The sequence below is a fragment of the Polaromonas sp. genome (genome assembly GCF_012927455.1).
In the GTDB taxonomy this organism is placed as follows: Bacteria; Pseudomonadota; Gammaproteobacteria; order Burkholderiales; family Burkholderiaceae_C; genus Polaromonas.
The window spans coordinates 285,688-311,403 of the sequence record NZ_JABBPE010000002.1 but is presented as its reverse complement, the minus strand read 5'-3'; the positions used below and the strand labels follow the sequence as shown (position 1 = coordinate 311,403).

Below are 25,716 nucleotides of genomic sequence, written 5' to 3'. Positions count from 1 at the left end.
ACTTAAGTGGCAACATTGAGGGGTGGTGTGCCGAGCGCCTCTTGCGCCTCGACTTGCCGCTTGCGCGACGCCACGCGGTAGCGACGATCAGATGCGGCCAGGAAACCGCCGAATGCAATGATCAGGCACCCCCCCCAGATCCAACCAATGAAGGGTTTGTGCTGAACCCGCACGACCCATAAATCCTTGCCGATGGATTCACCCATGGACACATACAGGTCGCGCGTAAAGCCTCGATCAATGCCCGCTTCCGTCTGCGGCATTTGCTGCACGGTGTATAGCCGTTTTTCCGGCATCAGGGTCGCGATTTTTGTCTGGCCGCGTGTAACCTCGAAGGTGCCTTGCGCTGAGATGTAGTTCGGGCCCTTGATTTCCTTCAGATCGGCAAAGCGGAAGGTGTAGCCGGCGACGCTGGTGGTGTCACCCACTCGCATGGTGAGATCATTGGCGGCCTCCAAGCCCTTGACCAGCGTAACGCCAATCACAAAGATGGCAATGCCGGCGTGTGCCACCACCATGCCCCAGAAACTGCGCGGCTGACTGGAAACCCGCTTCCAGAGCGAGGTCCCTGCGGCTGCATGGCGCAAGCGCTGCACCAGCTGAAAGGCGGTCGCAAGCAATATCCAAAATGCAAAAGTAATCCCGAGCATCACCATGGGCGATGCTGCCAGCAACAGTGCGACCGCACCTCCCAGCAAGAGTGTCACAAGCGCAATCCAGCGCATACGACGCAGCACTTCAGGCAATGAAGCTTCCTTCCAGCGTACGAACGGGGCGATGGCCATCAGCAGCAGGACGGGGATCATCAAAGGCACGAATACCGTTTCAAAATACGGAGGGCCGACTGAAATTTTCCCGAGGTTGAGGGCGTCTAGGAACAGCGGATAAAGTGTTCCCAGCAAGACGGTTCCCGCCGCCACAAGCAACAAGACATTATTCATCAGCAGCATGGATTCGCGGGAAAACAGGCTGAACTTTCCGCCCAGACCGACCTTGGGTGCGCGCCATGCGTACAGCAGCAGGGAGCCGCCAATGACGATCGCCAGAAACACCAGAATGAACAAACCGCGGCGTGGGTCGGTGGCAAAGGAATGGACCGAAGTCAACACGCCAGAACGAACTAGGAAGGTGCCAAGCAATGACAAGGAGAACGCGATGATGGCAAGCAGCACCGTCCAGTTCTTGAAGGAACCACGCTTTTCAGTAACTGCCAATGAATGGACCAACGCAGTGCCCACCAGCCACGGCATGAAAGAAGCGTTTTCTACCGCATCCCAAAACCACCAGCCGCCCCAGCCCAGTTCATAGTAGGCCCAGAAGCTGCCCATAAAAATGCCGAGCGTCAGGAACGACCACGCTACCAGCGTCCACGGCCGTGACCAACGCGCCCAGGCGGCGTCAAGTTGCCCGCCCATCAGAGCGGCCAAGGCGAAAGAAAACGCCACCGAAAAGCCGACGTAACCCATGTAGAGCAACGGTGGATGAATGATCATGCCGAAATCCTGCAACAGCGGGTTCAGGTCGCGTCCGTCAATGGCGGCGGGCAGAAGGCGGTCAAATGGGTTGGAGGTGAACAGCATGAAGCTCAGAAAGCCGACGCTCACCAGACCCATTACGCCGAGTACGCGCGCCACGGTTTCGTCAGGCAACTGGCGGCTGAATGTGGCAACGGCAAAGGTCCATACCACCAGCATCCAGCTCCACAGCAGCAGAGATCCCTCATGGCCGCCCCATGTACCCGCGATCCGGTAATAGACAGGCAACATCGAGTTCGAATTGGACGCGACGTAGGTCACTGAAAAATCGTTGCTGACGAACGCATAGACCAGGCAGACGAAAGCCAGCGTGACAAATACGAACTGGCCGGCGGCAGCCGGTCGAGCCACTGACATCCAGCGGGCATTGCCGCGAAACGAACCGGCAATAGGAAGAATGCCTTGAACCAGCGCCAGGAATAGCCCCAGCATCAATGAAAAATTACCGAGTTCCGGAATCATTTGCTTTCCTTTGTCTTGTCGCCGCCGGTGATCACCGAAGCACCGTTATTTTGATTCGGTGCTTTGCCTTCGCTGCCCTTTTTGAGCGCATAGGCGGCATCCGGCGGCATGTAATTTTCATCATGCTTGGCCAATACTTCATCCGCAACAAAGAGCTTGTCGTCGCCAAGTTTTCCTTGGGCGACCACGCCTTTACCTTCTTTGAACAAATCGGGCAGCATGCCGCGGTAGTTAACGCGAATGGTCTGTGCGTTGTCGGTCACCAGGAAGCTGACTGTCATGCCATCGGCCTGCCGTTTCAGGCTGCCGTTTTCGACCATGCCACCCACACGAAAACTGCGGCCTTGCGGCGCCTCACCCGCCATGATCTGAGTCGGTGTAAAGAAGAAAACGAGGTTTTTTTGCGCCGCTGACAGGACCAGCCAGGCCGCTACGCCCAGTGTTGCCAGACCGGCGGAAATCAGAACCATGCGTTTGTGTCTGGGTTTCATGGGCGGCCTCCCATGTAACTTGTGCGCGCGAGTTCTTTGCGGATGGACTTGCCGCGCAGTTTTAGCGCGGCGACTTCCCACAGCATCGAACCGAAAACCACGACAAACGAACCCCATACGTAAAGGGCGTATCCGCCCATGGCGAAAAAATCGCTCCAGCTGTTCCAAATCATTTGTTGCTCTCCATGTAGTGCTTGACCCAATCGGTGTGCCGTTCGCGCTCAAGAAGAATGCAGCGCGCGCGAGTCAGTGATACCGCAATCGTGTACGCCCAAAATGCGAGCGCCATGATCAACATTCCCAGCAGCATGGTCATGGCCATGGACGGCGCGCTGCGCAGATTGATGGATGAACCTTGGTGCAGAGTGTTCCACCACTGAACTGAGAAGTAGATCACGGGAACGTTGACCACACCGACCAGCGCGAGCACCGCACCGGCCTTGTCGGCACGCCGAGGCTCATCTATCGATGCCTGCAGAGCCATGAAGCCGACATACAAAAACAACAGGATCAGTTCAGACGTCAGCCGTGCGTCCCAGACCCACCAAGCTCCCCAGGTCGGCTTGCCCCACAGAGCACCCGTCCACAGCGCGAGAAAGGTGAATATGGCACCTGTCGGTGCCAGGGCGCTTGCCATCATCGACGACATCCTGGTGTTGAAAGCCAGCCCAATACCCGCCCAGAAAGCCATCACGAGGTAGATGAACATCGACATCCAGGCGGCCGGCACATGCAGGAAGATGATGCGATAGGCATCGCCCTGTTGGTGATCGGTAGGCGCGACGAAAAACCCGACATACAGTCCAACTACGGACAGAACCACCGCGATGGACACAAACCAGGGAATCAGTTTTCCTGCAAGTGGGAAAAACGTCTGCGGCGACGCGTACTTGAACCAGTGAAAGCCATTCGAAGGACGCAAGCTGGAGGGCGCGTTGTTGGAGATTGACACTGTAGTAATGATCCAAAAAAAAGTTTCTGCGGTTACCCGGTGAGGCGACATTGCAGTACATCAGCATTCCCGAAATTGAGACGAGCTCTGCGTTACCGATCCCAAAAACCCGTAAAAAGAGCTTAATGCCTAATTAACGCCATTCTTCGTGGCATTCAATGCCATAGAGTTGGTCATAAGCGTAGATACGCAACCTGGGTAAAAGTTCTTTAATTTCCGCAATTTTCGTGCCATAGGTTATTCCAGAGCGATGCGTACCGCCGCAGCGGTTGCCCAGGGTGCCAAAGCCGCAGCGCCCGCCAATAGACCGCCCAGCAACAACAAATGGGCGCTGCTGCCAAGCCCGCTGGCTTCGGCGCCAACCGCACCAGCGCCAAAGATCAGCACGGGAATATAAAGAGGCAGCACCAAGAGTGAAACCAGCACCCCGCCGCCGCGCACGCCCAGTGTCAGCGCTGCCCCGATCGAGCCGATAAGGCTCAACACCGGCGTTCCGATTAACAAACTCAAAAATAGTACGCCGACCGATCCGCGCGGCAGGTCGAACTGCACTGCGAGCAGTGGCGCCAGCAAAACCAGAGGGAAGCCCGAAACCAGCCAATGCGCGATCACCTTGCCGATTACGATGACCGTCAGCGGTTCGGATGACAAAGCCATTTGTTCCAGCGTACCGTCCGCATAGTCAAGTGCAAACAGCCTGCCCAGCGCCAGCATCGAGGCCAACAAAGCTGCCACCCAAAGAATGCCAGGCGCCATCGTGCGTAACAGCGCCTGCTCTGGTCCTACGCCCAGGGGAAACAGGGTGGCGACAATGACAAAGAAGAATAAGGTGGTCAACACATCCGAGCGGCGCCGGAAGGCTAGCAGCAGGTCCCGCTGTATCACGCATCGCAGGGCCTTCAACATGCGCTGGCCAGATTGAGGTCCAGAAGCTGCGTGCGCTGCGCGGTGAGCTCAATTTCCTGATGTGTGGTGTAAATCACCATGCCGCCGTGGGCGAGGTGGTGGTTGAGTGTGCCGCATAGCTCAGTCACTGCTTTCTGGTCTAGGGCGGTAAATGGCTCATCGAGAATCCACAGAGGGGTCGCCATGCCAAGCGGGAGCCGCGCTAGCGCCACGCGTTTGCGCTGGCCTTGCGACAGTGCCCTGGTGGGTAAATCGGCAGCTTTGCCCAAACCGAGTTGGTCTAACGCCTGATACGCATCGGTGCGCGTCACGCTGTTGCCGGACAAGGTTGCAGCAACCACTACATTCTCCCAAGCAGTCAAGTCATCTTTTACACCGTTGGCGTGTCCCATATAAAGGAGCTGGCTGGCGAACTCTTCGCGCACAGACCGGATATTGCGGCCGCTCCACCGGACTTCTCCGGCAGCAGGCGATGCAAGGCCACACAGCATGCGTAGCAAGCTGGTCTTGCCGCTACCATTGGTGCCAGCCACGCGCAGCGCTTCACCTGGATGAATCTCAAAATTTACATTGTTAAACAGTTGCCGGTCGCCACGTGTGCAAATCAGCTCGAACGCCTGCAAAGTCATGGGTGTCCTCTCTTGGGAAACGGATGGTACAGCAGGTTCGAACACGCAGCAGCGAAGGACGCTTTGTGCGTCAGGCTATTGCCCATGTGAGGCTACGCGATCAATGACATCTTCTCGATGTCGAGTATCCTGATCTGGCGCCCGGAAATGGAAATCATGCCTTCTTGCGCAAGGTCATGAAACAGGCGGGATAAGGTCTCGGGTGTCAGGCTGAGGCGCGAGGCGATCAATGATTTGTTTGCCACCAATTCGATATCGTCGCTGGCCTCGCGTAGGCTTTGTCGCAGCAAATAGCCGGCCAGTCGCTGTTTGGCGGTTTGAGAATAGCTTTTGATGTCGCGCACCAGCCCATAGAATTGGCGTCCAACACAGGTCATCAGTTCACGGGCGAAGCCAAAATTCATTTTTGCGGCCTGGAGCATCGCATCGCGATCAATGTGCAGTATCAGTGAGTCTGTCGTGGTCTTCGCGAAAGCCAGATGCGGCCGATTCAGAAGCATCTCACCTAATCCGAAACACGTGTTCGGTCCTAATATCTCCAGTGTTTTTTCACCGCCTTTTTTGCTCTGCAAAACGATTTTTACCTGCCCGGAGACTATCCAATAGGTACCCTCTGGCGCATCGCCTTGCTTGACCACGCACATGTTCTGGCTGACCGGCAAAACACAGGTGTGGGAAACCATCTGGTCAAGTTGCTCGTCATCGAGCATCCGGAACAACCAGGAGTCCGCAAGAGTTTTTTTCAAGGTGTGCGTGGAGTTATTCATCGGCGTTAACTCAGGCATTACATTTTGATAATTTCAAACATTTACCCGGCGACTCAAGAGCTTAAAAACCACCGAAAACGTAGATTCCCTTGATTGATGGAATGAGCTTGCATAGTAGCGGCATGGCTATTGTGCTTGTTGATGCAAATCAATTTTTGGCCAATCAACGTCCATCCATAATCATTTAAAAGCAAAATTTCAGGATATGAGGCGAAATGGGTCGCAATGGGCGCAGGGGTCGCTATGCCGGCCAACCCCTGAGTGGGTAAGTTTGTCAAAAAGTATCTAGTGGCATCACAAAAACTGCATCGTGATTGATGGCTTGCTGCCATCATGAGCTTCCACCTCAAACATGATGGCGTTGAATTTAGCACTACCGTTTTTAGGCGCTACGCGAACCCGTAGCGTTATAGCGAGAAGCGTTGCTGTCCACTCTCACCACACCCAGCGTTGCAAGCGCGATGACGTCGATTCTGGAGAACAGAATTTTGCGCTGATGCGCCTGATCACAGAAACTGGTGGGACAGCGTTGGGCTTCATTACTGCAGGCGTTAGTTGGCTTGCGGGTACTCAATCGAATGCGGAATTTCGTTGCACTGTAGAGTAGCCCGATTTTTCAAGCGGACCAGGCGCTTTGGTCGGATGGCCTTCGCCATAGATTGCGAACTCTTCGCCCAGATGGCGTCCATCCTGTCGCGGGCGAATCAGGTGTCGTGCGATGGCGAGTGTTTAACAGCGCAGGGTAAAAGCGCACAAACTGCGATATATCAGCGCAGAGAAATATTTCGAAAGAGAAAGAGAGTAGGAAAGGTTGAAAGGCCCGAGCTTTTACGCATGCCTTTCAACGTCAGTTAAAGAAAAAAACGGCTTATTTGGCTTTGCTCATCATGAAGTCCACGGCCGAAATGACATCTGCATCGGAAAGCGCGGCATTGCCACCTTTGGCCGGCATGGCACCCTTGCCTTTAAGTGCGGATGTGTGAAGGGCGGCGGCACCTGTTGTAAGGCGCGGTGCCCAGGCAGCCTTGTCCTCAAGCTTGGGGGCACCGGCAGCGCCGCTGGCGTGGCAAGCGACGCAGCTGGCTTCGTAAACATCCTTGCCGCTGGCGGCATAGGCTTGAGTGGCTACTAACAATGATCCAGCTACAACGATGCTGCTCAGGAGATAGGTTTTCATATGCTTTCTTTGAAGTGAACAAATAATGCCAACAGGTAGTGTTGAACTGCTGCAGAAATGATCAGCAATAAATGTGCCACCAATTAATGCATGCGCCGCAGCTGGTGGCAAGTTCTCTCTTTATAAATTCAGTTGCCTTTTCGATCGCGCTTGGTCCGACGCGTGGACCTGAGTTAAGCAACAGGACGTGGCGTTGTCAGCGGGCGCCGCTGGCAGCGACCGATGGGCTTTGCGACAAGGGGTGAAAGGCTCTGCCAACGTAAGCGACGACGGCCTCAATTTCGTCCTCCTTGAGGACGGATTTCCATGCGGGCATGGACGTTTCGGGCAGGCCATCGCGAATCACGCCCGACAGACGCTCAGGCGTCATGGCAGACATGACTACTTTCGAAGTCAGGTCTCGTGGATGCGGCTCCAGAAAACTGCCAATCCAGTTGCGACCGGTGCCGTCGGCTGCATGGCAGAACGCACAATTCTCTTGGTACAGGGATTCGCCCATTCGCTGTTGCGCCGACAAGCCTGCAAGTTGCGGCACTTTGTCATGCAAATGGTAGGGCGTGGCACTGGTGACGGCGTCCACTCCAGGTGTCGCGCCGGGCCCGGTTCGGCCAGGCGAAGCGTAATTGTCGCCGGGCGAAAATCCATTTCGCGGATAAGACAGCGGACGCGATTCCCAGGGCGCGCCAGGCTCGCTGACTTTTGCGCGGTCGTGACAACTAACGCAGCTTGACATGAACAATCGGCGGCCCGCGCGTTGTTCGGGTGTCATTGATTCGACCGGAGCGTCGAGCATGATTGTGCCGGTGGCAAATGGAAATGCTGCAGCATACCGCTCATGATTAGGCCAGCCGTTTTCTGTCGTGTGATAACGGGTATTTGGTGATTTGTCGATCATGAACTCACGGCGAACGAAATCCGTAACTAAAGCGATCTCAGCCGGCTTCAATATGCCTTCAAAACCTTTCATTGCCGTGCCGGAACGTCCGTTCTTCACGGCGTCAAGCATGCTATCCCGGCTCAGCTTATCGGCAGATGTTGCGTTAAAGTCGCGCGGGCGAGGTTCAAGGTAGCTGCTGGCCAATGTCTGCGCATCGCCAGAATAACCGTGGCAGAAATAGCAGCGAAAGTTATAAATGCTGCGCCCCAGCTCATGATCGTTTGGCGTCGCCGCCGGCTGGGCAACGCTTGATGTCTTGAGTGCAACGTTGGCAGGCGCTGTTGAATCGAAACAGGCTGTTAGCGACACCAGCAGTGCCATAAAAAGCGCGATTCTCATTACTTCGATGTTTTTGCTGGTTTAGAGTTTCCTGGTACCGGCTGAATGAAGCGCTTGAACACAAATTCGGAAACATCGGCCATCTCTTGCTGGTTCAGTACCTGGCGCCACGCCGGCATTTCGGTGCCTTGCTTGCCGGCTGAAACTGCATCAAATATTGCGACCCGATTGAATTGCTGGCGTGATGCAGGATGCAGGAAGTTGCGCGGTTTCGGATTGATAAAATAGGCGCGAGGGCCGCGGCCGTCGCCGGTGGTGCCGTGGCAGGTCGCACAGTTGCTCATGTAGAAGGCCGCGCCCTTGACTGCATCGCCTTTCAAGGCGCTCGGCATCGGCAGTGACATGTTGACAGCGACGGGCTTGTCGGGCGGTGCGGTCGCCTCCGGTGGTGCCGCGCGCCGGCCGTTCTTGATACCCGAAATGCCCTCTGTGTAAGGGGCTGCCATAAAGCCGGTGCGAATGTAGTCGACGACAGCATTTATATCACTCGCACTTAGCTGGCCTTTGAATCCGGCCATCGCGGTGTCAGGGCGACCGTAGGTCACTGAGGCGATCATGCGTTGTTGTGTCAGGTCTGATTTGGACGCAGGGGATGTGAAGTCGCGCGGCGGGGGCATTAGGCTAGCTTGTGCGCGGCTGCGTCCGTCACCTTTCTCGCCGTGGCAAACCGAGCAGTTCTTGGAAAACACCATGCGACCACGGCTGTTGTCTGGCGCAGCCGAGCCTTGCATGAAAGAACTGCGTACATAGTCAGTGAGCGCTTCGATTTCTTTCGGATTGAGCTGCGTTTTGTAGGCAGTCATGGCGGTGCCGGCACGACCGTTGGTTATCGACTCGATCATGCGGGCACGTGTCAGTTGTGAGGTTGAGTCAGTTGTCGTGAAGTCGCGCGGCGGCGGCACCAGGCTGTTCTGGGCTCGGCTGCGGCCGTCGCCTTTGTCACCGTGACAAACAGAGCAGTAGTCATGGTAAAGCACGGCCGGACGGATCTCGCCTTTTGAGGAGGAGGGAGCACTTTTTTCGCCCGCCATGGCTGGCGTCGAGCCGGAGGCAAACCAGACTATGAGTAATAAAACGAGTCGCCAGCAGTTGGTTAGAAACAGGGTGTTAGTTTTGGTCATTTTTATAAAAGCGAGGTGGCGATCACGGGCTGGACGACGTGACCTTCTGCAGCTGTTTGATATTGATTGATGGCGCACGCAAGAACAATGCCTAACGGGAAAGGTCTCACACTGAAATGACCAGCTCATGGGATCTCGCACAATCCAAGAGAGTGTTGTCAGGTGGTACGGTGTTTGCTTGCAAGTGCCCTCTCACAACCGTTTTGCGGTTGTGTCCGCCACAACCTGACGAAGGAAAGACGAAAATGAGAATTCCAACTTCCAGCAAAACCTCCCTGGGCATCCTTCAACTGATTTTCGTAGTGCTCGTTGCGGGTTGCGCGCTGCCACAGCAGTCTCTCAAAGAGCAGGAAATTCCGGTGTTTCCGCCGCCGCCCGACGAAGCGCGGTTCTTTTTTGAACGCTCCATTTACACCAGCGCTGATGTCGTTGCTGAAGACAAGAATGCCAATTTAAGGCGGCTGTTTACCGGCGAACCCAGGATTGGCGAAGGCATGGGTAAGCCGTATGGTGTTGCGGTCTTCCATGGTCGTGTTTTTGTCAGTGACACGGCCCTTCGCTATGTCTCGGTATTCGATATCCCGAATCAGCGCTATTTCAAGATCGGCGAGGACGAGTTGGGCCGACTGGAGACGCCGTTGGGTCTTGACGTCGATGGTCAGGGCAATCTGTATGTGGTCGACAGTTCCGCCAAACATGTTCAGGTGTACGACAAGGACGGTAAATTCCTGCGTACTGTAGGCGAGGCGAAAATGTTCTCCCGGCCGGTGGGCATTGCGGTGGACGCAGAGGGAAGCCGGATTTACGTAGTAGATGCCGGCGGCATCGACAGCGAAAACCATCGGGTGCGTGTGTTCGACGCGCAAAGCGGCAAGCACTTGCTCGACATCGGTAAGCGCGGTTCGGCCCCGGGAGAGTTCAATTTGCCGAGAGACGTGACAATTGGAAAAGACGGCTTGCTGTACGTCGTTGATGGCGCCAATTTCCGTGTGCAAGTGTTTAAGTCAGACGGTACGTTTGTCCGGGTGTTTGGTGGCATAGGAAGGCAGGGCGGGCAATTTTCCCGACCCAAGGAAGTTGCCACTGACCCGGACGGCAATGTCTATATCGTCGACAGCGCATTCGGTAACTTTCAGATTTTTACACCCGATGGCAAGTTGTTGCTGTCAGTGGGTAACCGTGCGGAAAAGGACGGTATGGCGAAATACCTGCTTCCCTCAGGCATCGCGATTGATGGTGACGGCCGAGTCTATGTGGTCGACCAGTTCTATCGCAAGGTAGACATTTACCGGCCCGCCAAACTCGCGGCCGATGCCGGCTTCGCAGTGAAGAAGCAAGCCGCGGCGAAAAAGTAGCTGTGTGGTTTAAAGCCCCTCCTCTGCCCGGAGAAGTTTCCAGTCTTTGGGATGTGATTCTCGTTTTCAGGAATTAGGGAGGTGCCGATGCGTAGAAAAATCAGTGTGTCACAGAAATTCCTTGATGTGGATCAAGTAGGCACTTGGCCTGTTATTTGCATGCTTTAAGGTGTACTTAAACAATCCGGGTTGGAGAGAGTGGTCTTGAAAACGTGGTTACCAAGAAAGGTAGGTTAGGAAATCATGAAAATGAGTTTATTTAAAGATGGGCGAGCGCGCTGGGCAGGTGGCGTAGCCACTGCGTTGCTGGCGCTGGGAGTGCTGGGCAGTGCGCCGGCGTTGGCGGGTATTGCTAATACCAAGCACAACCTTGGAGCCCTCGGTACTGGTGCTAACAAGTTTACCGGTACCCAGGAAATCTGCGTGTTCTGCCATACGCCGCACGGCGCGGATATCTCCGCCGCTGTGCCTTTGTGGAATCGTGTTCTGGCGGCGCCGACTACATATCAGACCTACAACAGTCTGGGCACTTCCAGCTTAGACGGAGCGACGGCTCCGGTAGGTTCGGTTTCGCTGGCTTGTCTGTCCTGTCATGATGGCGGGCAGGCCATGAACGTGATGATCAATCAGCCTGGATCAGGCACTACAGTTGCTGGCCTCAACATCACTCCCGTGACTGGTCAAGGAAACCTGACCGCCGACGGCAAAATTGGTGCAGGGGTTATTACCAATATTGGAACGGATCTGAGGAACGATCATCCGATCGGTATTCAGTATGGTGGCGGTATGCCCGGAAACATTGCGTATCCTGCAGCCGCAGTCGCAGACGGCGGATTCAGGGATAAAGATTTCCGTGGCGTCCAGTGGTCAAACCTGAACGGTAATGACGTCTGGTGGGTTGATACTCCAGGGACCGGAGCTGCCGGCACTCGTGAGAAGACCGACATGCAGCTTTACACCCGTCTTGCAACTGGTACCAGCCCGGTCCCCGGGGCTACTGGCAACCAGGCTCTGGTTGAATGCGCGAGCTGCCATGACCCCCATAGCGAGAACCCGACTTTCCTGCGTGTTGCCAATACCAACAGCGCAGTTTGCCTGGCTTGCCACATTAAATAAATAGTGGATTGCTAAGGCACCTAAGAGGGAGACAAGCATCTTGTCTCCCTCTTGTTTGGGGCAGGTTTTGCCCGAGAACGAAAGGTTTCTTGAATATGAGAATAGCGAAAAAATATCTATGCAACGCAGCTATGCTGTCGTTCGCTATGCTGGGCACCAGCAATATTGTTGCAGCTCCAGCAGCTCCAGCAGCTTCTGCAACTCCGGCCAAAGCCGGCAGCACAGCCGGGCCGAACAGTGTGTTCGCCAAGGTAGGCGACACGGTCATTACCCGCAAAGAATACGACGAAGCTTTCGGTACCGCCTCGCGCGGCAAGTTCTATCACGGCAAACCGCCTGAGAACGAAATCGCAGTGCTGCAACGTGAAGTAGGCGACAAGCTGGTTGCGCGCGTGCTGCTGCTGCGCGAAGCCAAACGGCGCGGCCTGCGCCCGGATGCTGCCGAAATTCAGAAGACTATGCAGACTTATGAGCAGCGTTATGCCAACAGCGAGCAGTGGAAAAAGAACCGTGCGCAAGTGCTGCCGGGCCTCACAGCGCGTCTGGAAGAAGACAACATTCTGGGTCAGCTTGAGGCCGCAACGCGCGCCAATGTCAAGGCTGACGTGAAGGATGCGAAAACGTATTTTCTCAAGCATCCCGAAAAATTCACCGAGCCTGAGAAGCTTCGTGTTTCAGCAATATTGTTGAAGGTCGATCCATCGTCGCCAAAAGAGACATGGGTCAAGACCGATGAAGAAGCGAAAAGTCTAGTCAAGCTATTGCGCGGCGGTGCCGATTTTGCAGAGCTGGCGCGCAAGCATTCGGCGGACCCCTCTGCCAAGCAGGGCGGCGACATGGGTTACCTGCACGAAGGCATGCTGCCCGACGGTACTCAGGAGGTGCTTAGTAAACTAAAGGCCGGCGAGACCACGGAGACGTTGCGCTTGCTGGAGGGAATCGCCGTGTTTCGAATGGTTGATCGCAAACCAGCACAGGCACACCCGTTTGACGAGGTCAAGGTGCGTGCGCAGGAATTGGCGCAAAGAGATCAGAGCGAGGCGGCATGGAACACCTTCGTGGCAGATCTGAAGAAAAAAACCCCGGCGGAGGTTGATCAGTCGGGTTTTCTGCCGCTGGCAAAGGCAAAGGCAAAGTCAAAGTAATTGGAGGGCACGGGGCACCGTTAGGTCATGCCGGCAGGCGCGTGGTTGTGCCTGCTTAAACAAGCAAGGTGTAGTGTGTCTGATCGACTGGTAAAGCATGGGGTCTTCTCGCCGACTTTGTTGATGGCAGTGGTGGCTTTGCTGTGGCCGGGTGTAGGTCGCTCGGCCTTGCCTTCAGCGGATGGGGCTTCACAAAATAGAGATTCCGGTCCTATCGAGCAACCGGGGCCTTTGCAGAGTGGCGGCACTGCTGATGGAGAAACGACACAGGGAAACGTTTGGGCCTTGCCCCCGGTGCGCATTGGCGGCGCGGTGTCCTACGACCTTAGGCGCGATACCGTTGGAGATCAAACCAGGACGCAGCATGGATTCAGCACGACGCTGAACGCCAGTACCCAAACTTTTATTTGGCAGCCGTGGTTTTCGCAACTGACCGGCAACGTCGGACTGACGTTTGCAAAGTCCAGCAGCGACAGCAATGCGACGGAGTTCGGCAACAGCAATAGCAACAAAAGCCGCAACGTCATTCTGACCGGCGGCGGACAATTGTCGATACTGCCGCAAAGCCGATTTCCGTTCGAAGCGCATTTCAATCGCAATGACAGCCGTATCTCCAGCCAACTGGCTATCGGCAATGGGTACGCCAGTCAACGCTACGGCTTTTCTCAGCATTACACACAGTCGCAGGGCGACTCGATGTTTGGCTGGGACCGTAGCACGCAAGACAGCGACCTGAATGGTCGCGACCAGCAAGACAGTTGGCAACTGAGTATTTCGCACGCGCTGCAAAATCAGCGCATGCAGTTGATTGGCAACCGCTCGGTCAACACGCATGAGGATACTGATGAGTCTGCGGTTCAAAACAATTTGACCTTACAGCACAGCTACACACCGAGCTCGTCACTTTCGGTGGAGAGCATGAGCAACATCAGTCGGTCCAACTATCACCTTGTAAGTGGGGACAATAACACCCGCATTACGCAACTGAGTACTCTGGCTTTCTGGCGCCCGGACGATCAGCCGTTGACGGTTACTGGCGGTGCCCGGCTGTTCACGCTGGCATCTGACAGCACTGGCTTTCGCGATACCAGTTTTGGATTTGACGGCAACTCTGCTGGAGCCCGCAACAGCAACGCGAACGTCAATCTGGGCATCAACTACGAACTCAGCAGATTTACCCGACTCAATGCGGGCGCCAATGTAAATCTGATTACAACTAACGGACTGCGAAGCAACAACACGAATCAAACCATCGGTGCAACCTATCAACCCGATTTCACCGAGCTGGGCAAGTTCCGCTACAACTGGTCCGCCGGGAGCAGCTTTACCAACACCACGGGCAGCGAAGAGGCAAGCCGTCAGGTCTCCCTGCAATTGAGCCACGGCCTGAGTCGCAGTTTCACTGTCAGCCCGATATCGACGGTTTCTATGGACTTGTCGCAAAGCGTTGCAGCTGTGGCGAGCAGCGGAAATTCAAATCGCACTACTTTGAGTGACGGTACTTTCAGCGAGGATTCCGGATCGACCTTGCGATTGACCCACAGCGGTTCCTTGTCATGGAACATTAGCAAGGAGCCAGGGGACGCGATGATACGGCTCAGTGCGAGTGATTCGCGCACCGTAAGCGGCCGGAAGGAGTTTTTCCAGCTTATCAATTTGCAGGCGTCAAGCAATCTGCCGACTGGCGAGTACAGCTCGTGGACCGGAAATCTTACTATTCAAGGGGTGCGTCAAGAATTCGCGATCCTTGGTAACACGACCGAGCTGGGAATCCTGCAACAGAACTCCAGCGAGCAGCATGGTTTTGTAACGACCTCCGGCGGTTCATTGACCTATCAACACCAACGCGTATTCGGCGTCCGGCGTCTGCGCTTCGTATCGGACCTGCGGCTGAACAGTCAGGCATTGCTGCCGCTGCTGGGCGGCCCGCAAGACCAGGAAACCGCGGCATGGGAAAACCGTTTTGACTACTCAATTGGGCGCACCCAGTTGAGGTTGAACATGCTGATAGCGAGAAACTCCGTCCCCAGGGCCACTACAGCAGCCGTGCAGCGCGCCACGACCCTGAACCGGTCCATATTATTTTCCGTGACTCGCACGTTTTGAGTCTTTTGATTTTTGCTTTTGGTATCTATGAGAGGATTATTGGAATGATAACGTTGAAGATATACGGCTCAGCCATCAAAAGGGGGCTGCTAATACTTATGATCTTGGTGGGCGGCCTGTTCACCATGCAGACGGCTAACGCCGAGTATGGTGACATTGTCATCAACAACTATTCCGATGCTGCTGGCATGCGACCTGCCGTATTTCCTCATTGGTTTCACCGTATCCGATTTCGCTGCAAAGTATGTCACGCCGACCTGGGCTTCAAGTTCAAAGCGGGCGGCAATGAAATTGACATGGTCAAGATTATTGATGGCCAGTATTGTGGCGCTTGTCACAACGGCAGCATAGCGTGGTCGGTAGAAAATTGCGACCTGTGCCACTCCGGCAAACCCCGCACGCCGACCCAGGTGCACCAAAGCACCATCAATTCGCTGGTGGCGCCGGCTGCCGCAGCTGCGCCTGCGAAGCCGCAAACCCAGCAGAAGAAATAGGACGCATCATGAATAAATTAATTGTGCGGCTTGGGGCAGTTTTGTTGTCGCTGCTCTGTGTGCAGGTCAATGCAGCGAGCCCGCCAGACGGAAAAGCCATTTACGACCGCACCTGTGTCGCCTGTCATGGCACGGGCGCTACGGGCGCGCCCAAGCTGGGTGATGCTGCTGCGTGGGCGCCGCGTATCAAGGCCGGTTCAAAAGCTCTGGTTGCCAGCGCCATCAAAGGCAAGGGCGTGATGCCGGCAAAAGGCGGAAACGCCAGCTTGTCCAATGCCGAGGTGCAGGCTGCGGTAAATTACATCGTCAGTCAATCGGGTTCGGGCGCGAAGAGTGCCGAGGCGGCCGCCCCAGCAGCAGCTGGTGCGCCCGCGGTTGTAGCTGCGGTCGGTGGCGATGCCAACGGCAAGACTGTCTACGACAGTACCTGCGGTGCTTGTCATGCGACCGGCGCGGCGGGTGCGCCCAAACTCGGCGACGCTGCCGCATGGGCGCCGCGCATCAAAGCCGGTCAGGCTGCTATGGTCGCCAATGCAACCAAGGGCAAGGGCGCGATGCCAGCAAAAGGCGGAAACGCCAAGCTGACCGATGCCGAAATGCAGTCTGCGGTCAAATACATCGTCAGTCAATCGGGTTCTGGTACGAAGAATGCCGAGGCGGCTGCTCCGTCAGCCCCTGCGGCGCCAGCGGTGGTGGCTGCGGCCGGTGGAGATGCTAACGGCAAGGCTGTTTACGACAGCACCTGCGGAGCTTGTCATGCAACTGGCGCGGCGGGTGCGCCCAAACTTGGCGACGCTGCTGCATGGGCGCCACGCATCAAAGCCGGTCAGGCTGCTATGGTCGCCAATGCAACCAAGGGCAAGGGCGCGATGCCAGCAAAAGGCGGAAACGCCAAGCTGACCGATGCCGAAATGCAGTCTGCGGTCAAATACATCGTCAGTCAATCGGGTTCTGGCGCGAAGAGCGTCGAGGCCGCCGCGCCACCGGCAGATGCTTCGACCAAAATCGCAGCTGCAGCGCCGGTTGCGGCCCCAGCTGAAGCACCACCCGCGGCCGCAGCCCCTGCAGGTCCACCAACGGTTGCAGCCGCAGGCGGTGTGAATACCTTTAATCGACTCATGCAGCCGGCAGCAAAGCGAAACCTGCCACCGGCTGAAGATGGCATTCACGACCCCGCGAACGACGGCACGCTGTCGCTGCAGCCGCCGCTGGCCGCGTTCGGGGCGCTGACCAAGAGCAATGATGGGAATCGGGTGGACTGGGTCAAGTCTCTCAATGAAAACAAGATCAATCCGCGCTTTGACCGCATCGACCCGAATGCCAAGCCGATGGTGATGGACATGAACATCGTGCGTGAAGTCAAAGGCTCGATGCCAGATGTGGTCTATCCCCACAAAGAGCACACGCAGTGGCTGGATTGCTCGAACTGTCATCCTGCAATTTTTATCCCGCAAAAGGGCGCTAACCAGATCAGCATGGCGGCCATTCTGCTCGGTCAGAAATGTGGCGTTTGCCACGGCAAAGTTGCTTTTCCAGTATCGGACTGCCGTCGTTGCCATTCGAAGACCAAAACGCCAGTTGTGAAGGCGGCAGCCAAGCCATGAGAAATTTTCGGATAACCGCGTCTTTTGCATGGTTCGGTCTGATGCTGGCTGGTGCGGCTGCGGATGCGGCCGCGGCTGCCGAACCGGTTTCTGTTGTACTTGCCAAACCCGATGCGACAGGCGGCGTCGAGGTCCGCGCCAATTCTTTCCGTGCGACGCTGGAGCGCAAACTGCGATTGGTCAAGCAATTGCTGTCGCTATCACCGGCAGTCCTGCGCATACCCCAGAGCAACAACGCTCAAGCGAAAAGGAAACTGGCTGAGGCACAGGCTCGGTATGCAAAGGCGGAAACCGAGTTCAATGCCAGTCGCGGGGAAGCTGCGATGCTGCTACTCGATGAGTCGTTGCGGCAAATCGCTGCAGCATCATCTCTGGTACCTGATCCTGTGCAACAGCTTGCGCAAAAACGCAGCCGCAATACGCAATTGCGCGAAGCGATACGTACGTTTCAAATGCAGCAAAAGGGCCTTTCAAGCCGCATGTCCCCCAAAAAACTGCAGGCCTCCACGGTCGTTGCCGATGTCGACCGAATTGACGGCATGGTGGACAAGGCCGACGCGCTGATTCTGGGTGGCAATCAGGACGAAGCTAACGTGGTATTGAATAGCGCCTACCAGAGCGTCGTCGCGACATTGAATAAGATACTTGCGGCAGAAACAATTGTGTACGGGCTGAAGTTCGATTTGCCGGCTGAGGAGTTTAGACACGAATTGGCTCGCAACCGCAGTTACGAAGAATTGATTCCGATCGCCATCGCACAGCTCAATACGGTGCGTGAAACGGCTGTAGTTGCCGAGCACTACGCGCAGCAGAGCCGCGACCTTCGCGTTATTGCGCAGAAGCAGGCAAGCGGTCAAGACTACATCGCTGCCGTGAAAACGATAGAAGGCGCGACCAGCCATTTGCAGCGCTCATTGCGCATTGCTGGAGTGGTCGTACCGCATTCATCCGAGGTCCCTCCGTGAAGTCTATTATGAAAAAAAATCTCAAAAAAAGCATGATGCTGATGCTGTGGAGTGCCAGTCTACCCATGGCATCAGCGGGCGCCGCCGAACCGGCGCAGGTTGTCAATCCGCCTGCCGTACCCGCAGCACGTCCTGCCCGCACGCCGGAGGACAAGGAGCAGTTAGAGCGCCGTTTGGCATCGGTTTCAACATTGATTGAAAAATCGTCGGCTGCGAAGCAGATTGAAAGTAGTGCGGTCCCTGAGGCTCTTGCTTTGCGCGTTAAAGCGCGTGAATTGCGTAAGCAGGCAGAAGATGCGTACAAGGCGGGCAACGCTGTTGAAGCGTCCCGCATGCTGGATCAGGCAGCAAAACTGATGTTTGAGGGTGTTCATCTGGCTTCTCCGGGACAGGTCACCGGGGCGAAAGATAAAAGCGACTTTGACGGGCGTATGGAGAGTGTAAAGGCCTTGCTGGCAGCATTGAAGCGCATAAATACGGAAAAGAATCAGGGCTCAAAGGGCGCGGAAAACACAAGCGCGATGGAAGCGCAGGCACGCGAAGCCGCCGCGCTTGCCGCCGCCGGAAAAATCGACCAGGGCCGCGTCTTGCTTGATAAAGTTTATGTAACGGCCAGAAAGGCAATAGAAGGTTTGCGCGAAGGCGATACCCTTGTGCGTTCGCTTAATTTTGCGAGCAAGGAAGAAGAGTATCGCTACGAGGTTGATCGCAACGATACGCACAAGATGCTGGTCAAGGTCTTGCTTGATGAGAAGCGTGCCAGTAATGCGGGACTCGATGGGATGGTGCAGAAGTCCCTTGAACAGGCGGCGGTTTTACGCGGAAATGCCGAAGGGATGGCGGCCAAGAAAGATTACGAGTCGGGGGTCAAGCTGTTGGAGGACTCGACCAAAGAGTTGGTGCGCGCCATCCGCAGTGCTGGTGTCTATATTCCAGGATAGAAAAATAGAGGCGGTCATGTCGATGCTTTCAGGGCACATCCTTCGCAGCATATCAATCCGGCTTTGGGTCGTGACCGCGTGTTTGTTTGCAGGCGCCGCCTTGGCTGCTGACCGCCTTCCCTTGGCCAAAGACGGCGTGCATGATCCCGCCAATCCTGCTATCAAGCTACTGCAGGAACCTGCAGAGGCGCTGGCAAAACTGCCTCCCGATGCGGTGGGCAATCGCGTCCGTTGGGTTCAGGCGCTTGAGCAGGGCCTGATCGCTCCGCGAACCAATATCTTGCCGGATACCAAGATCAAGGTGTTGGATCAGGATGTGATCATGCCGCGCACCGGCGAAATGCCTATGGTGCGCTTCCCCCACAAGCAGCATACCGAATGGCTGGACTGTAGCAATTGCCATGAGCAGCTGTTCAAGTCCAAGGCCGGTGGCACCAAGCAGATGAACATGTTTCAGATACTGCAAGGCGAATATTGCGGCGTGTGTCACGGAGCGGTTTCTTTTCCGCTGACCGAGTGCAAGCGTTGCCATAGCGTGGAGCGGAAATGAAAGCCGTCTGTCTCTGGCGCAAATACAGCAGGGGCGCGACAAGGTGCACACACTTGGTCAAGTGCGCGCTGGGCAGTGCGCTTGCGCTCTGGCTGGCTGCCGTCTCTATTCCGGTGCATGCCGAATATGGAGATGTGGTGCTAAACAAGCGCGCAGAAAAAGAGGGTGTTCGACCGGTGGTTTTTCCGCATTGGTTTCATCGCATCCGCTTTCGCTGCAAAGTCTGTCATTCCGAACTTGGCTTCAAGATGCGCGCTGGGAGCAACGATGTGTTGATGTCCGACATCATCAATGGCAAGTTTTGCGGCATGTGCCATAACGACCAGGTCGCATGGGGGGCGGCGAATTGCGACTTGTGCCATTCAGGAAAACCTGGCCTGCCCAGTGGCATCTATGGCGGCGACTCCACAACGGGCCCGGGGAAGTGGTAGCGTAAATTGCCATTAGAAAGAAACTGAGCGTTCATGATGAAAAAATCCGAGCTTCTTCACCCTCGCCGCGCATGGTGCCTCGGTATGCTGTTTGGGGCCGGTGCGTTGACGCTGGGCTGCGCCGCATCGCCATCAGCGCCGCGTTCCAGTGGCGAAGCGGGTAAGCAATCGTTGTTGACGCATTGGTCAACGTTGACAGGTGCGCGCGTCAGTGCGCTTCCCGATCCGCTGAGCCCCTTTGCACGCAAGCCCGACTTTTCCGGAAATCTTCAGTGGATATCTCTTGCTGCGGTGGCAGCGCGTGGCAATTACGTCTTTGTGGCCGATGCCGGTCGCCGAAAGATCTATCGCTATGACACCGCCCAGCAGAGCATGACCTCGTTTGCTGACTATGCTGGCGGGGCAATGGGCAACATCGCGGTCGCGTCGGACCTGTCACTTTATGTGGCCGACATTGGGTCGCAAAAGGTGTTGCACTACTCTGTAGATGGCAGACTGCTGCGCAGCTTTGACAATGCGCTTGAGATCGCTCGTCCCGTTGGGGTTCTGGTGGACGCGTCCAATGGGGAGGTGCTGGTCGCCGATAGTTTGCGCAATCATGTCGTCGTTTTTAATAGCCTGGGCCGCGTCTTGTCGGTCCTTCGCTCTGATGAGAGCCGAAGTATCGAAGCGCTGGCGAGCGGACCTGATGGCCTGTACCTTGTCGACCGTGTTGGCCGCAAAATTGTGGTCATCGGTCGAGACGGGCGGGATCGATATACGCTTGGTTCCGGTTTATTGAAAATGCCTGGCGTTATTGCAGTTGACCGCTTTAACCGCGTTTTTGTAAGTGACAGTTTCGACAATACGATCAAAGTCTTTGAAAATGGGGAATTGCTGACAAGCTTTGTCGGCGGTGGTGCGGTACCGCCCAGTTTCAACCGCATCACTGGCTTGTGGGTGGAACAAAACATGCTTCATGTTGCGGACAGTGTGCATGCGCGCATCCAAATATTTCGCATCGCACCTCCCCAAAAGAAGGCTTCCTCAAGTGAATAGGCTGATTTTCGGTCCATTTTTGCTATTGCTCGCGTCGTGGCTGGCGCTGTCCGGCTGTGCCGAGACCAAATACGTCATGCGCTTCGACCCGGAGCAGCGGGCTGGCGGTACGACGGCAACCTGGCCGGCAGCTCCGGAAACGCCTCGCTACGGTTATGTTGGCGAATTGGTCGGTGAACAGAATTTCGTCCCCGAAACAGGTGATACACGCAGCAAGGGCATGAAAGTGCTGGCCTGGCTGGTCGGGCTGTTCGATGGTGACGAGGACCGTACCGCATTAAAGCGGCCACAAAGCGGGACGGTTGATGCCGACGGCCGCATCTACGTCACCGACGTCAGCAACCATGCGGTGTTTGTGTTTGACCAGGCGGCTGGCAAGTTGCTGGTGTGGAACCGGGCTATGCCAAACAAACGATTCGTCACGCCCATAGGGATCGCCATGGGTGCGGGCGGGCAGATTCTGGTCGCCGATGCCGAATTGGGTGGTGTGTTTCGCCTGGACCGGGAAGGCAAGCCGATCGGAAGTTTTGGCCAGGGTGTATTGACGCGGCCCACTGGTTTGGCGCGCGATGCGCAACGCGGCCGGATCTACGTGTCTGATACCCACGCGCATGACGTCAAGGTCTTTGATGACAACGGTATTTTGCTGGAAACCATAGGCCATCGCGGGGAGGGCGAAGGTGAACTGAACTTTCCGACCCATCTGGCTTTTGCCGCCGACAAGCTGTACGTGACCGACGGCATGAATGCTCGCGTTCAAATCTACGACACACGGGGTCAGGTGACAGGAACGCTTGGGCAGCGCGGGCTGTTTATTGGCAATTTCACCCGGCCCAAGGGCGTGACGGTGGATGCTTCAGGCAACATTTACGTGGTGGAATCTTTTTACGACAATTTACTGGTGTTCAACAGCGAAGGAAGCTTTTTGATGCCTCTCGGTGGAACCGGAAAAGAAGTGGGCCAGTTCTACTTGCCGGCCGGCGTCTGGAGTGACCCGCGTGGACGAATTTATGTGGCCGATATGTTCAATGGACGGATTGCTATTTTTCAGCTTTTAGGAGGTACCTGATGCAGTTACCCAAATATCCTGCAGCGGCCTTGCTTATGTTGGCTCTTCTGCTGGTGGGTAACTTTACGCACGCCCAAATCGCTCCTACTAACAAAATTCCGGACGTGCGGGGAACCAAACACAATTTCTCTGCCGTGCCGGACGGATCGGCTACGCCATCTGGGGGCACAGTGCCGGCGCGTAGCGTAAAGGCGACTTCGGAAACGCAGGTTTGTGTGTTCTGCCACACACCGCATGAAGCCGAAACCATCAGTTTTGGCGGTGGCTCGACTGCGCTAGGAGCGCCGCTCTGGAACCGAAAATTGTCCGGCCAGACCTATACGCTTTACTCCTCCACCTCAATGGAAGCCGACGCGGCGGAACTGGCTACGCAGCCCGGTGGCAGTTCCAAGCTCTGCCTGTCCTGCCATGACGGCACTATGGCCATCGACAAAGTCAATGCGCTCAATGGCGCGAAGAACGCCACGATTGCAATGAACACACCCACACCCGTCAAGGTGCCGGGCAACGCGGCGACTGGCTTTACCCGCAATCTGGGGACTGATCTGAGTGCCGATCATCCGATTTCATTCACGTATAACGCTGCACTTGCCAATCTGGACGGCGAGTTGCGTAGTCCCGATGGTTCACTCGTCGGGAATCGCGTCACCGGGGCCGCGAAACCTCAACTGCCGCTGGAAAACAACCAGATGCAGTGCTCGACTTGCCATGATCCGCATTTACGCGACAAGACCACCACCAACGGCAACGCCAAATTTTTGCGCATGAATCGCTTTCAGGTAACCCAGCCTGTCGGCGGCGCCTTCAGTGCGACCAATGACATCATCTGCCTGGCTTGCCATGACAAGGGCGGCAGTGCCTGGGCCTTTTCGGCGCACGCCAACAGTCTGGTTGCAACGCAGACCTATACGCCTGAGGCGGCAAAGCAGCGTGAATTTCCTTCGTCAATTGGAATTCCTGCCAATGCCAATCCGCCAGTCTGGCAGGTCGGCTGTCTGAATTGCCACGACACGCACACTGTGCAGGGCGCACGCCGTTTGCTGCGCGAAGGCACCGACAGTGCCGCTAAACCAAAGATCGGTGGCGCCGCCGCGCTCGAAGAAACCTGCTACCAATGCCACACCACCAGCGCCGATTCAGCGGTGAGCTACATCACGCAATCCTCGAACGCAATTCCGGATATCAAGTCGGATTTCGCGCTCGGCCGACACATGCCTATCAAGTCAAGCGAGCAGGCCGCAGGAACCGAAACGCACAACGTCGGTGGTGTTTTCAACGATGGACCCGACACCAATTGCAGCAAGCTTACCGGCAAATGCGGCAAGGACTTGCTGGAGTCACGTAGCGGCCTCGGCCTGGATAATCCCAATAACCGCCATGCTGAATGCTCCGATTGCCACAATCCGCATCGTGTGATCAAGACGCAAAACGGGCTGCCGGGCCCTCTTTCCGCTGGCAATACGAACGAAAAGGCGGGTACTCACCGCCATGAAGATGCCGCTGGCTATGTGCACACCAACGTCATCTCCGGCGTGCTGCGCGGATCGTTTGGGGTCGAGCCGGTCTACGGGGGAAATTCGTTCCAGTCAATGCCGCTGAGCTTTAACGCCAAACGTGGGGACCCTGGCGCAAGTGCCAGCAACCTGGTGGGCGAAAAGTACGTCACGCGCGAATACCAGATCTGCCTGAAGTGCCATTCCAACTACGCATACGCGGATGACAACATCTATCCGAACGGTGCAACGCGCCCGCTGCTCGGCGGTTTGGGGTTGACGCCACCAAATTCAAACGGTCATAACAACTTCACGCGTTACACCAATCAGGCCAAGGAGTTCCAGGCGCCTTTAACGCATGCTGTTCCAGTCGGCACGGTCAGCAACGGCTTCGATGGCGGCGCGGGCGCCTCTGCAGTGGCTACGACGACCAACAACAACAACCACCGGTCGTGGCACCCGGTTATGGCGCCCACCGGCCGTGGTGTTAACCGCTTAGGCAGGTGGCTTCCGCCGTGGAACAATTCAGGGGCGCTCGGCACTCAGACCATGTATTGCTCCGACTGCCATGGTTCGGCCACGGGCCAGGGGACTGTTATGCCTGCGGGCAACACCAACACCAGCGAGAACGGCAAACCCTGGGGGCCGCACGGTTCGGAAAACAACTTTTTGCTTAAAGGAAAATATGACGCCGCCACCGGCACAGGCCAAGCGGATGCTCTGTGCTTCAAGTGCCACAATGCCACTAATTACGCGACAAGGGACGGCGGTGGAACCGGATTCAGCACCGACAAGGGCGACGGCCATGGGATACATTCGGACAAAATCGGTGGCGGCATCAAGTGCAATTATTGCCATGTGGCGGTCCCCCATGGCTGGAAGAACCGCGGTTTGCTGGCCAACCTCAACGACGTTGGACCTGAAGCCGGGCTTGCGGCGGGCACCTCGGTGACTCCCGCCCAGAACGTCGGCTACACCAACGGGCCGTATTACCGTAAGGCCTTCATTAAGGTCACTTCCTTCCCAAGCGGTAGCAACTGGACGGAGAACAATTGCAACGGTGGTAGAGACGGCATGAGAAACACCTGCGACTCGCCGCCCTGATGCGACTGATTCTGGCGCTGGCATCACTCAAATTCACACCGGTTGGACTGCTGCTGCTTGGTATCGCCTCTGTCGCTGTTTATAAGCTCGATCAGGCTGCCGCGCCCTGGCTGGCTGCGCCGCTGCTGTTACTGGCCATTAATCTGATCGCTGCGGTCGTTACCAATGGTGTGTTTCGCAGGCAAATGCCACTGTTGGTTTTTCATCTGGCGCTGATCGCGCTGGTGCTGCTGGCGGCTGCTGGCCAATTGATGTACTTGAAAGGGACCGCCGAGGTCACCGATGGTGCGGCTTTTACCGGTTTGAAGTCGCGGGACGCAGGGCCTTTGCATATGGGGCGGATTGATGAAGTTGATTTTGTTAACGACGGCTTTGAGATCGCCTACATGGCCGGCCCGATATTGGATCGGCTGATCAACCGGCTGCGCTGGCACGATAGCAATGGCGAGGAACGTTTTGGCGAGATAGAGATCAATAAACCGCTGGTGCTGCTCGGATACCGCATCTATCCCACTTCCAACAAGGGCTTTGCTCCTTTGTTTTTGTGGCGTCCGGTGAACGGCGAGGCGTTGCTGGCGGCGGTCCACTTGCCGAGCTACCCGGCCAATGCCACCGGACAGGCGCAGAGTTGGCGACCGGCCGGCAGCAAAGAAGATATCTGGGTAATGCTCAACGTCGAAGAGAACCTGATTCCGTCGGACCGCGCCTCGCGCTTTCAGTTGCCGGACCAGCGAAAAATTGTCGTGCGTTATCAGGGAACGCGCTGGGAAATGCAGCCCGGTGAGCGCATCGCATTGGCCGATGGAACGCTGGAGTATCGGGAACTGCGCACCTGGATGGGATACCGTTTCTTTTACGACTGGACCATTTCATGGATGCTGGCAGCCTGCGCGGTTGGCGTGCTGAGTCTGTCTTGGCACTTTTGGCGCAAATTTGAGTCAACACCCTGGAATACAGAAAGAAATTAATCCGAATGGCGCATGTATTTT

24 protein-coding genes are annotated in these 25,716 nt (G+C 56.2%); 14 read left to right on the top strand and 10 right to left on the bottom strand.

Annotated features, from left to right (window positions below; translation table 11 throughout):
- Positions 1-2: 2 nt before the first annotated feature.
- The 10 genes from HHJ18_RS02020 to HHJ18_RS01975 all read right to left on the bottom strand — a co-directional run bounded on the left by HHJ18_RS02020 (position 3) and on the right by HHJ18_RS01975 (position 9,316).
- The gene (locus HHJ18_RS02020; protein WP_296911023.1) at positions 3-1,997 is read right to left on the bottom strand and encodes a heme lyase CcmF/NrfE family subunit; all 1,995 of its coding nucleotides are present in this window, start codon (positions 1,995-1,997) and stop codon (positions 3-5) included.
- Positions 1,994-2,488, bottom strand: a complete 495-nt coding sequence (gene ccmE / locus HHJ18_RS02015; protein ID WP_296911021.1) for a cytochrome c maturation protein CcmE — start codon at positions 2,486-2,488, stop codon at positions 1,994-1,996. Before ccmE ends, HHJ18_RS02020 begins: the two co-directional genes overlap by 4 nt.
- Complete coding sequence (ccmD, locus tag HHJ18_RS02010) at positions 2,485-2,661, bottom strand: heme exporter protein CcmD (RefSeq protein WP_296911019.1); 177 nt, start codon at positions 2,659-2,661, stop codon at positions 2,485-2,487. The genes ccmE and ccmD overlap by 4 nt, the downstream gene beginning before the upstream one ends.
- Complete coding sequence (gene ccmC / locus HHJ18_RS02005) at positions 2,658-3,410, bottom strand: heme ABC transporter permease CcmC (RefSeq protein WP_296911017.1); 753 nt, start codon at positions 3,408-3,410, stop codon at positions 2,658-2,660. The genes ccmD and ccmC overlap by 4 nt, the downstream gene beginning before the upstream one ends.
- 267 nt (positions 3,411-3,677) lie before the next feature.
- Positions 3,678-4,346: a heme exporter protein CcmB gene (gene ccmB / locus HHJ18_RS02000; protein ID WP_296911015.1), complete on the bottom strand. Its 669-nt coding sequence runs from the start codon at positions 4,344-4,346 to the stop codon at positions 3,678-3,680.
- The gene (gene ccmA, locus HHJ18_RS01995; RefSeq protein ID WP_296911012.1) at positions 4,340-4,975 is read right to left on the bottom strand and encodes a cytochrome c biogenesis heme-transporting ATPase CcmA; all 636 of its coding nucleotides are present in this window, start codon (positions 4,973-4,975) and stop codon (positions 4,340-4,342) included. Before ccmA ends, ccmB begins: the two co-directional genes overlap by 7 nt.
- A gap of 92 nt (positions 4,976-5,067) precedes the next feature.
- Entirely contained in the window at positions 5,068-5,721 is a 654-nt protein-coding gene (locus HHJ18_RS01990) for a Crp/Fnr family transcriptional regulator (protein ID WP_296911010.1), read from the bottom strand.
- An 889-nt stretch (positions 5,722-6,610) separates the two neighbouring features.
- A complete protein-coding gene (locus HHJ18_RS20920; RefSeq protein WP_366558792.1) occupies positions 6,611-7,030 on the bottom strand; it encodes a c-type cytochrome in 420 nt (139 codons plus the stop codon).
- A gap of 85 nt (positions 7,031-7,115) precedes the next feature.
- Positions 7,116-8,195, bottom strand: coding sequence for a c-type cytochrome (locus HHJ18_RS01980; RefSeq protein ID WP_296911008.1), 1,080 nt, complete (start codon positions 8,193-8,195; stop codon positions 7,116-7,118).
- Positions 8,195-9,316 (bottom strand): c-type cytochrome, encoded by a 1,122-nt coding sequence (locus HHJ18_RS01975; RefSeq protein ID WP_296911006.1) that lies wholly within the window; start codon positions 9,314-9,316, stop codon positions 8,195-8,197. Before HHJ18_RS01975 ends, HHJ18_RS01980 begins: the two co-directional genes overlap by 1 nt.
- A 116-nt stretch (positions 9,317-9,432) precedes the next feature.
- On the opposite strand from HHJ18_RS01975, the gene HHJ18_RS01970 reads away from it, so the two are divergent.
- From HHJ18_RS01970 to HHJ18_RS01905, 14 genes are all read left to right on the top strand, one after another.
- Entirely contained in the window at positions 9,433-10,671 is a 1,239-nt protein-coding gene (locus HHJ18_RS01970; protein ID WP_296911004.1) for a 6-bladed beta-propeller, read from the top strand.
- A 243-nt stretch (positions 10,672-10,914) separates the two neighbouring features.
- The gene (locus tag HHJ18_RS01965) at positions 10,915-11,787 is read left to right on the top strand and encodes a cytochrome c3 family protein (protein ID WP_296911002.1); all 873 of its coding nucleotides are present in this window, start codon (positions 10,915-10,917) and stop codon (positions 11,785-11,787) included.
- 95 nt (positions 11,788-11,882) lie between these two features.
- Positions 11,883-12,932: a peptidylprolyl isomerase gene (locus HHJ18_RS01960; protein ID WP_296911000.1), complete on the top strand. Its 1,050-nt coding sequence runs from the start codon at positions 11,883-11,885 to the stop codon at positions 12,930-12,932.
- A gap of 75 nt (positions 12,933-13,007) precedes the next feature.
- Positions 13,008-15,038, top strand: coding sequence for a hypothetical protein (locus HHJ18_RS01955; RefSeq protein ID WP_296910998.1), 2,031 nt, complete (start codon positions 13,008-13,010; stop codon positions 15,036-15,038).
- On the top strand, positions 15,035-15,532 hold the full coding sequence (locus HHJ18_RS01950; protein ID WP_296910996.1) for a c(7)-type cytochrome triheme domain-containing protein: 498 nt from the start codon (positions 15,035-15,037) through the stop codon (positions 15,530-15,532). The genes HHJ18_RS01955 and HHJ18_RS01950 overlap by 4 nt, the downstream gene beginning before the upstream one ends.
- A gap of 8 nt (positions 15,533-15,540) precedes the next feature.
- Positions 15,541-17,136 carry a c-type cytochrome gene (locus tag HHJ18_RS01945; protein ID WP_296910994.1) on the top strand — a complete coding sequence of 532 codons (1,596 nt, stop codon included), beginning with the start codon at positions 15,541-15,543 and terminating at the stop codon, positions 17,134-17,136.
- A complete protein-coding gene (locus HHJ18_RS01940) occupies positions 17,085-18,101 on the top strand; it encodes a hypothetical protein (RefSeq protein WP_296910992.1) in 1,017 nt (338 codons plus the stop codon). The genes HHJ18_RS01945 and HHJ18_RS01940 overlap by 52 nt, the downstream gene beginning before the upstream one ends.
- A gap of 8 nt (positions 18,102-18,109) precedes the next feature.
- Positions 18,110-19,042 (top strand): hypothetical protein, encoded by a 933-nt coding sequence (locus tag HHJ18_RS01935; RefSeq protein ID WP_296910990.1) that lies wholly within the window; start codon positions 18,110-18,112, stop codon positions 19,040-19,042.
- 121 nt (positions 19,043-19,163) lie between these two features.
- Positions 19,164-19,592 (top strand): c(7)-type cytochrome triheme domain-containing protein, encoded by a 429-nt coding sequence (locus tag HHJ18_RS01930; protein WP_296910988.1) that lies wholly within the window; start codon positions 19,164-19,166, stop codon positions 19,590-19,592.
- Positions 19,589-20,023: a c(7)-type cytochrome triheme domain-containing protein gene (locus tag HHJ18_RS01925; protein WP_296910986.1), complete on the top strand. Its 435-nt coding sequence runs from the start codon at positions 19,589-19,591 to the stop codon at positions 20,021-20,023. The genes HHJ18_RS01930 and HHJ18_RS01925 overlap by 4 nt, the downstream gene beginning before the upstream one ends.
- A 33-nt stretch (positions 20,024-20,056) precedes the next feature.
- The gene (locus HHJ18_RS01920; protein WP_296910984.1) at positions 20,057-21,061 is read left to right on the top strand and encodes a hypothetical protein; all 1,005 of its coding nucleotides are present in this window, start codon (positions 20,057-20,059) and stop codon (positions 21,059-21,061) included.
- Positions 21,054-22,130 (top strand): 6-bladed beta-propeller, encoded by a 1,077-nt coding sequence (locus HHJ18_RS01915; protein WP_296910982.1) that lies wholly within the window; start codon positions 21,054-21,056, stop codon positions 22,128-22,130. The genes HHJ18_RS01920 and HHJ18_RS01915 overlap by 8 nt, the downstream gene beginning before the upstream one ends.
- A complete protein-coding gene (locus HHJ18_RS01910) occupies positions 22,130-24,727 on the top strand; it encodes a cytochrome c3 family protein (RefSeq protein WP_296910980.1) in 2,598 nt (865 codons plus the stop codon). The genes HHJ18_RS01915 and HHJ18_RS01910 overlap by 1 nt, the downstream gene beginning before the upstream one ends.
- Positions 24,727-25,695, top strand: a complete 969-nt coding sequence (locus HHJ18_RS01905) for a cytochrome c biogenesis protein ResB (RefSeq protein WP_296910978.1) — start codon at positions 24,727-24,729, stop codon at positions 25,693-25,695. Before HHJ18_RS01910 ends, HHJ18_RS01905 begins: the two co-directional genes overlap by 1 nt.
- Positions 25,696-25,716: the final 21 nt, after the last annotated feature.

Bases quoted from the DNA above. Each gene is read 5' to 3' on its own strand.
- HHJ18_RS02020 (WP_296911023.1), bottom strand. From the start codon at position 1,997: ATGATTCCGGAACTCGGTAATTTTTCATTGATGCTGGGGCTATTCCTG.
- ccmE (WP_296911021.1), bottom strand. From the start codon at position 2,488: ATGAAACCCAGACACAAACGCATGGTTCTGATTTCCGCCGGTCTGGCA.
- ccmD (WP_296911019.1), bottom strand. From the start codon at position 2,661: ATGATTTGGAACAGCTGGAGCGATTTTTTCGCCATGGGCGGATACGCC.
- ccmB (WP_296911015.1), bottom strand. From the start codon at position 4,346: ATGTTGAAGGCCCTGCGATGCGTGATACAGCGGGACCTGCTGCTAGCC.
- ccmA (WP_296911012.1), bottom strand. From the start codon at position 4,975: ATGACTTTGCAGGCGTTCGAGCTGATTTGCACACGTGGCGACCGGCAA.
- HHJ18_RS01980 (WP_296911008.1), bottom strand. From the start codon at position 8,195: ATGAGAATCGCGCTTTTTATGGCACTGCTGGTGTCGCTAACAGCCTGT.
- HHJ18_RS01975 (WP_296911006.1), bottom strand. From the start codon at position 9,316: ATGACCAAAACTAACACCCTGTTTCTAACCAACTGCTGGCGACTCGTT.
- HHJ18_RS01970 (WP_296911004.1), top strand. From the start codon at position 9,433: ATGACCAGCTCATGGGATCTCGCACAATCCAAGAGAGTGTTGTCAGGT.
- HHJ18_RS01965 (WP_296911002.1), top strand. From the start codon at position 10,915: ATGAAAATGAGTTTATTTAAAGATGGGCGAGCGCGCTGGGCAGGTGGC.
- HHJ18_RS01960 (WP_296911000.1), top strand. From the start codon at position 11,883: ATGAGAATAGCGAAAAAATATCTATGCAACGCAGCTATGCTGTCGTTC.
- HHJ18_RS01945 (WP_296910994.1), top strand. From the start codon at position 15,541: ATGAATAAATTAATTGTGCGGCTTGGGGCAGTTTTGTTGTCGCTGCTC.
- HHJ18_RS01935 (WP_296910990.1), top strand. From the start codon at position 18,110: ATGAAAAAAAATCTCAAAAAAAGCATGATGCTGATGCTGTGGAGTGCC.
- HHJ18_RS01925 (WP_296910986.1), top strand. From the start codon at position 19,589: ATGAAAGCCGTCTGTCTCTGGCGCAAATACAGCAGGGGCGCGACAAGG.
- HHJ18_RS01920 (WP_296910984.1), top strand. From the start codon at position 20,057: ATGATGAAAAAATCCGAGCTTCTTCACCCTCGCCGCGCATGGTGCCTC.
- HHJ18_RS01910 (WP_296910980.1), top strand. From the start codon at position 22,130: ATGCAGTTACCCAAATATCCTGCAGCGGCCTTGCTTATGTTGGCTCTT.
- HHJ18_RS01905 (WP_296910978.1), top strand. From the start codon at position 24,727: ATGCGACTGATTCTGGCGCTGGCATCACTCAAATTCACACCGGTTGGA.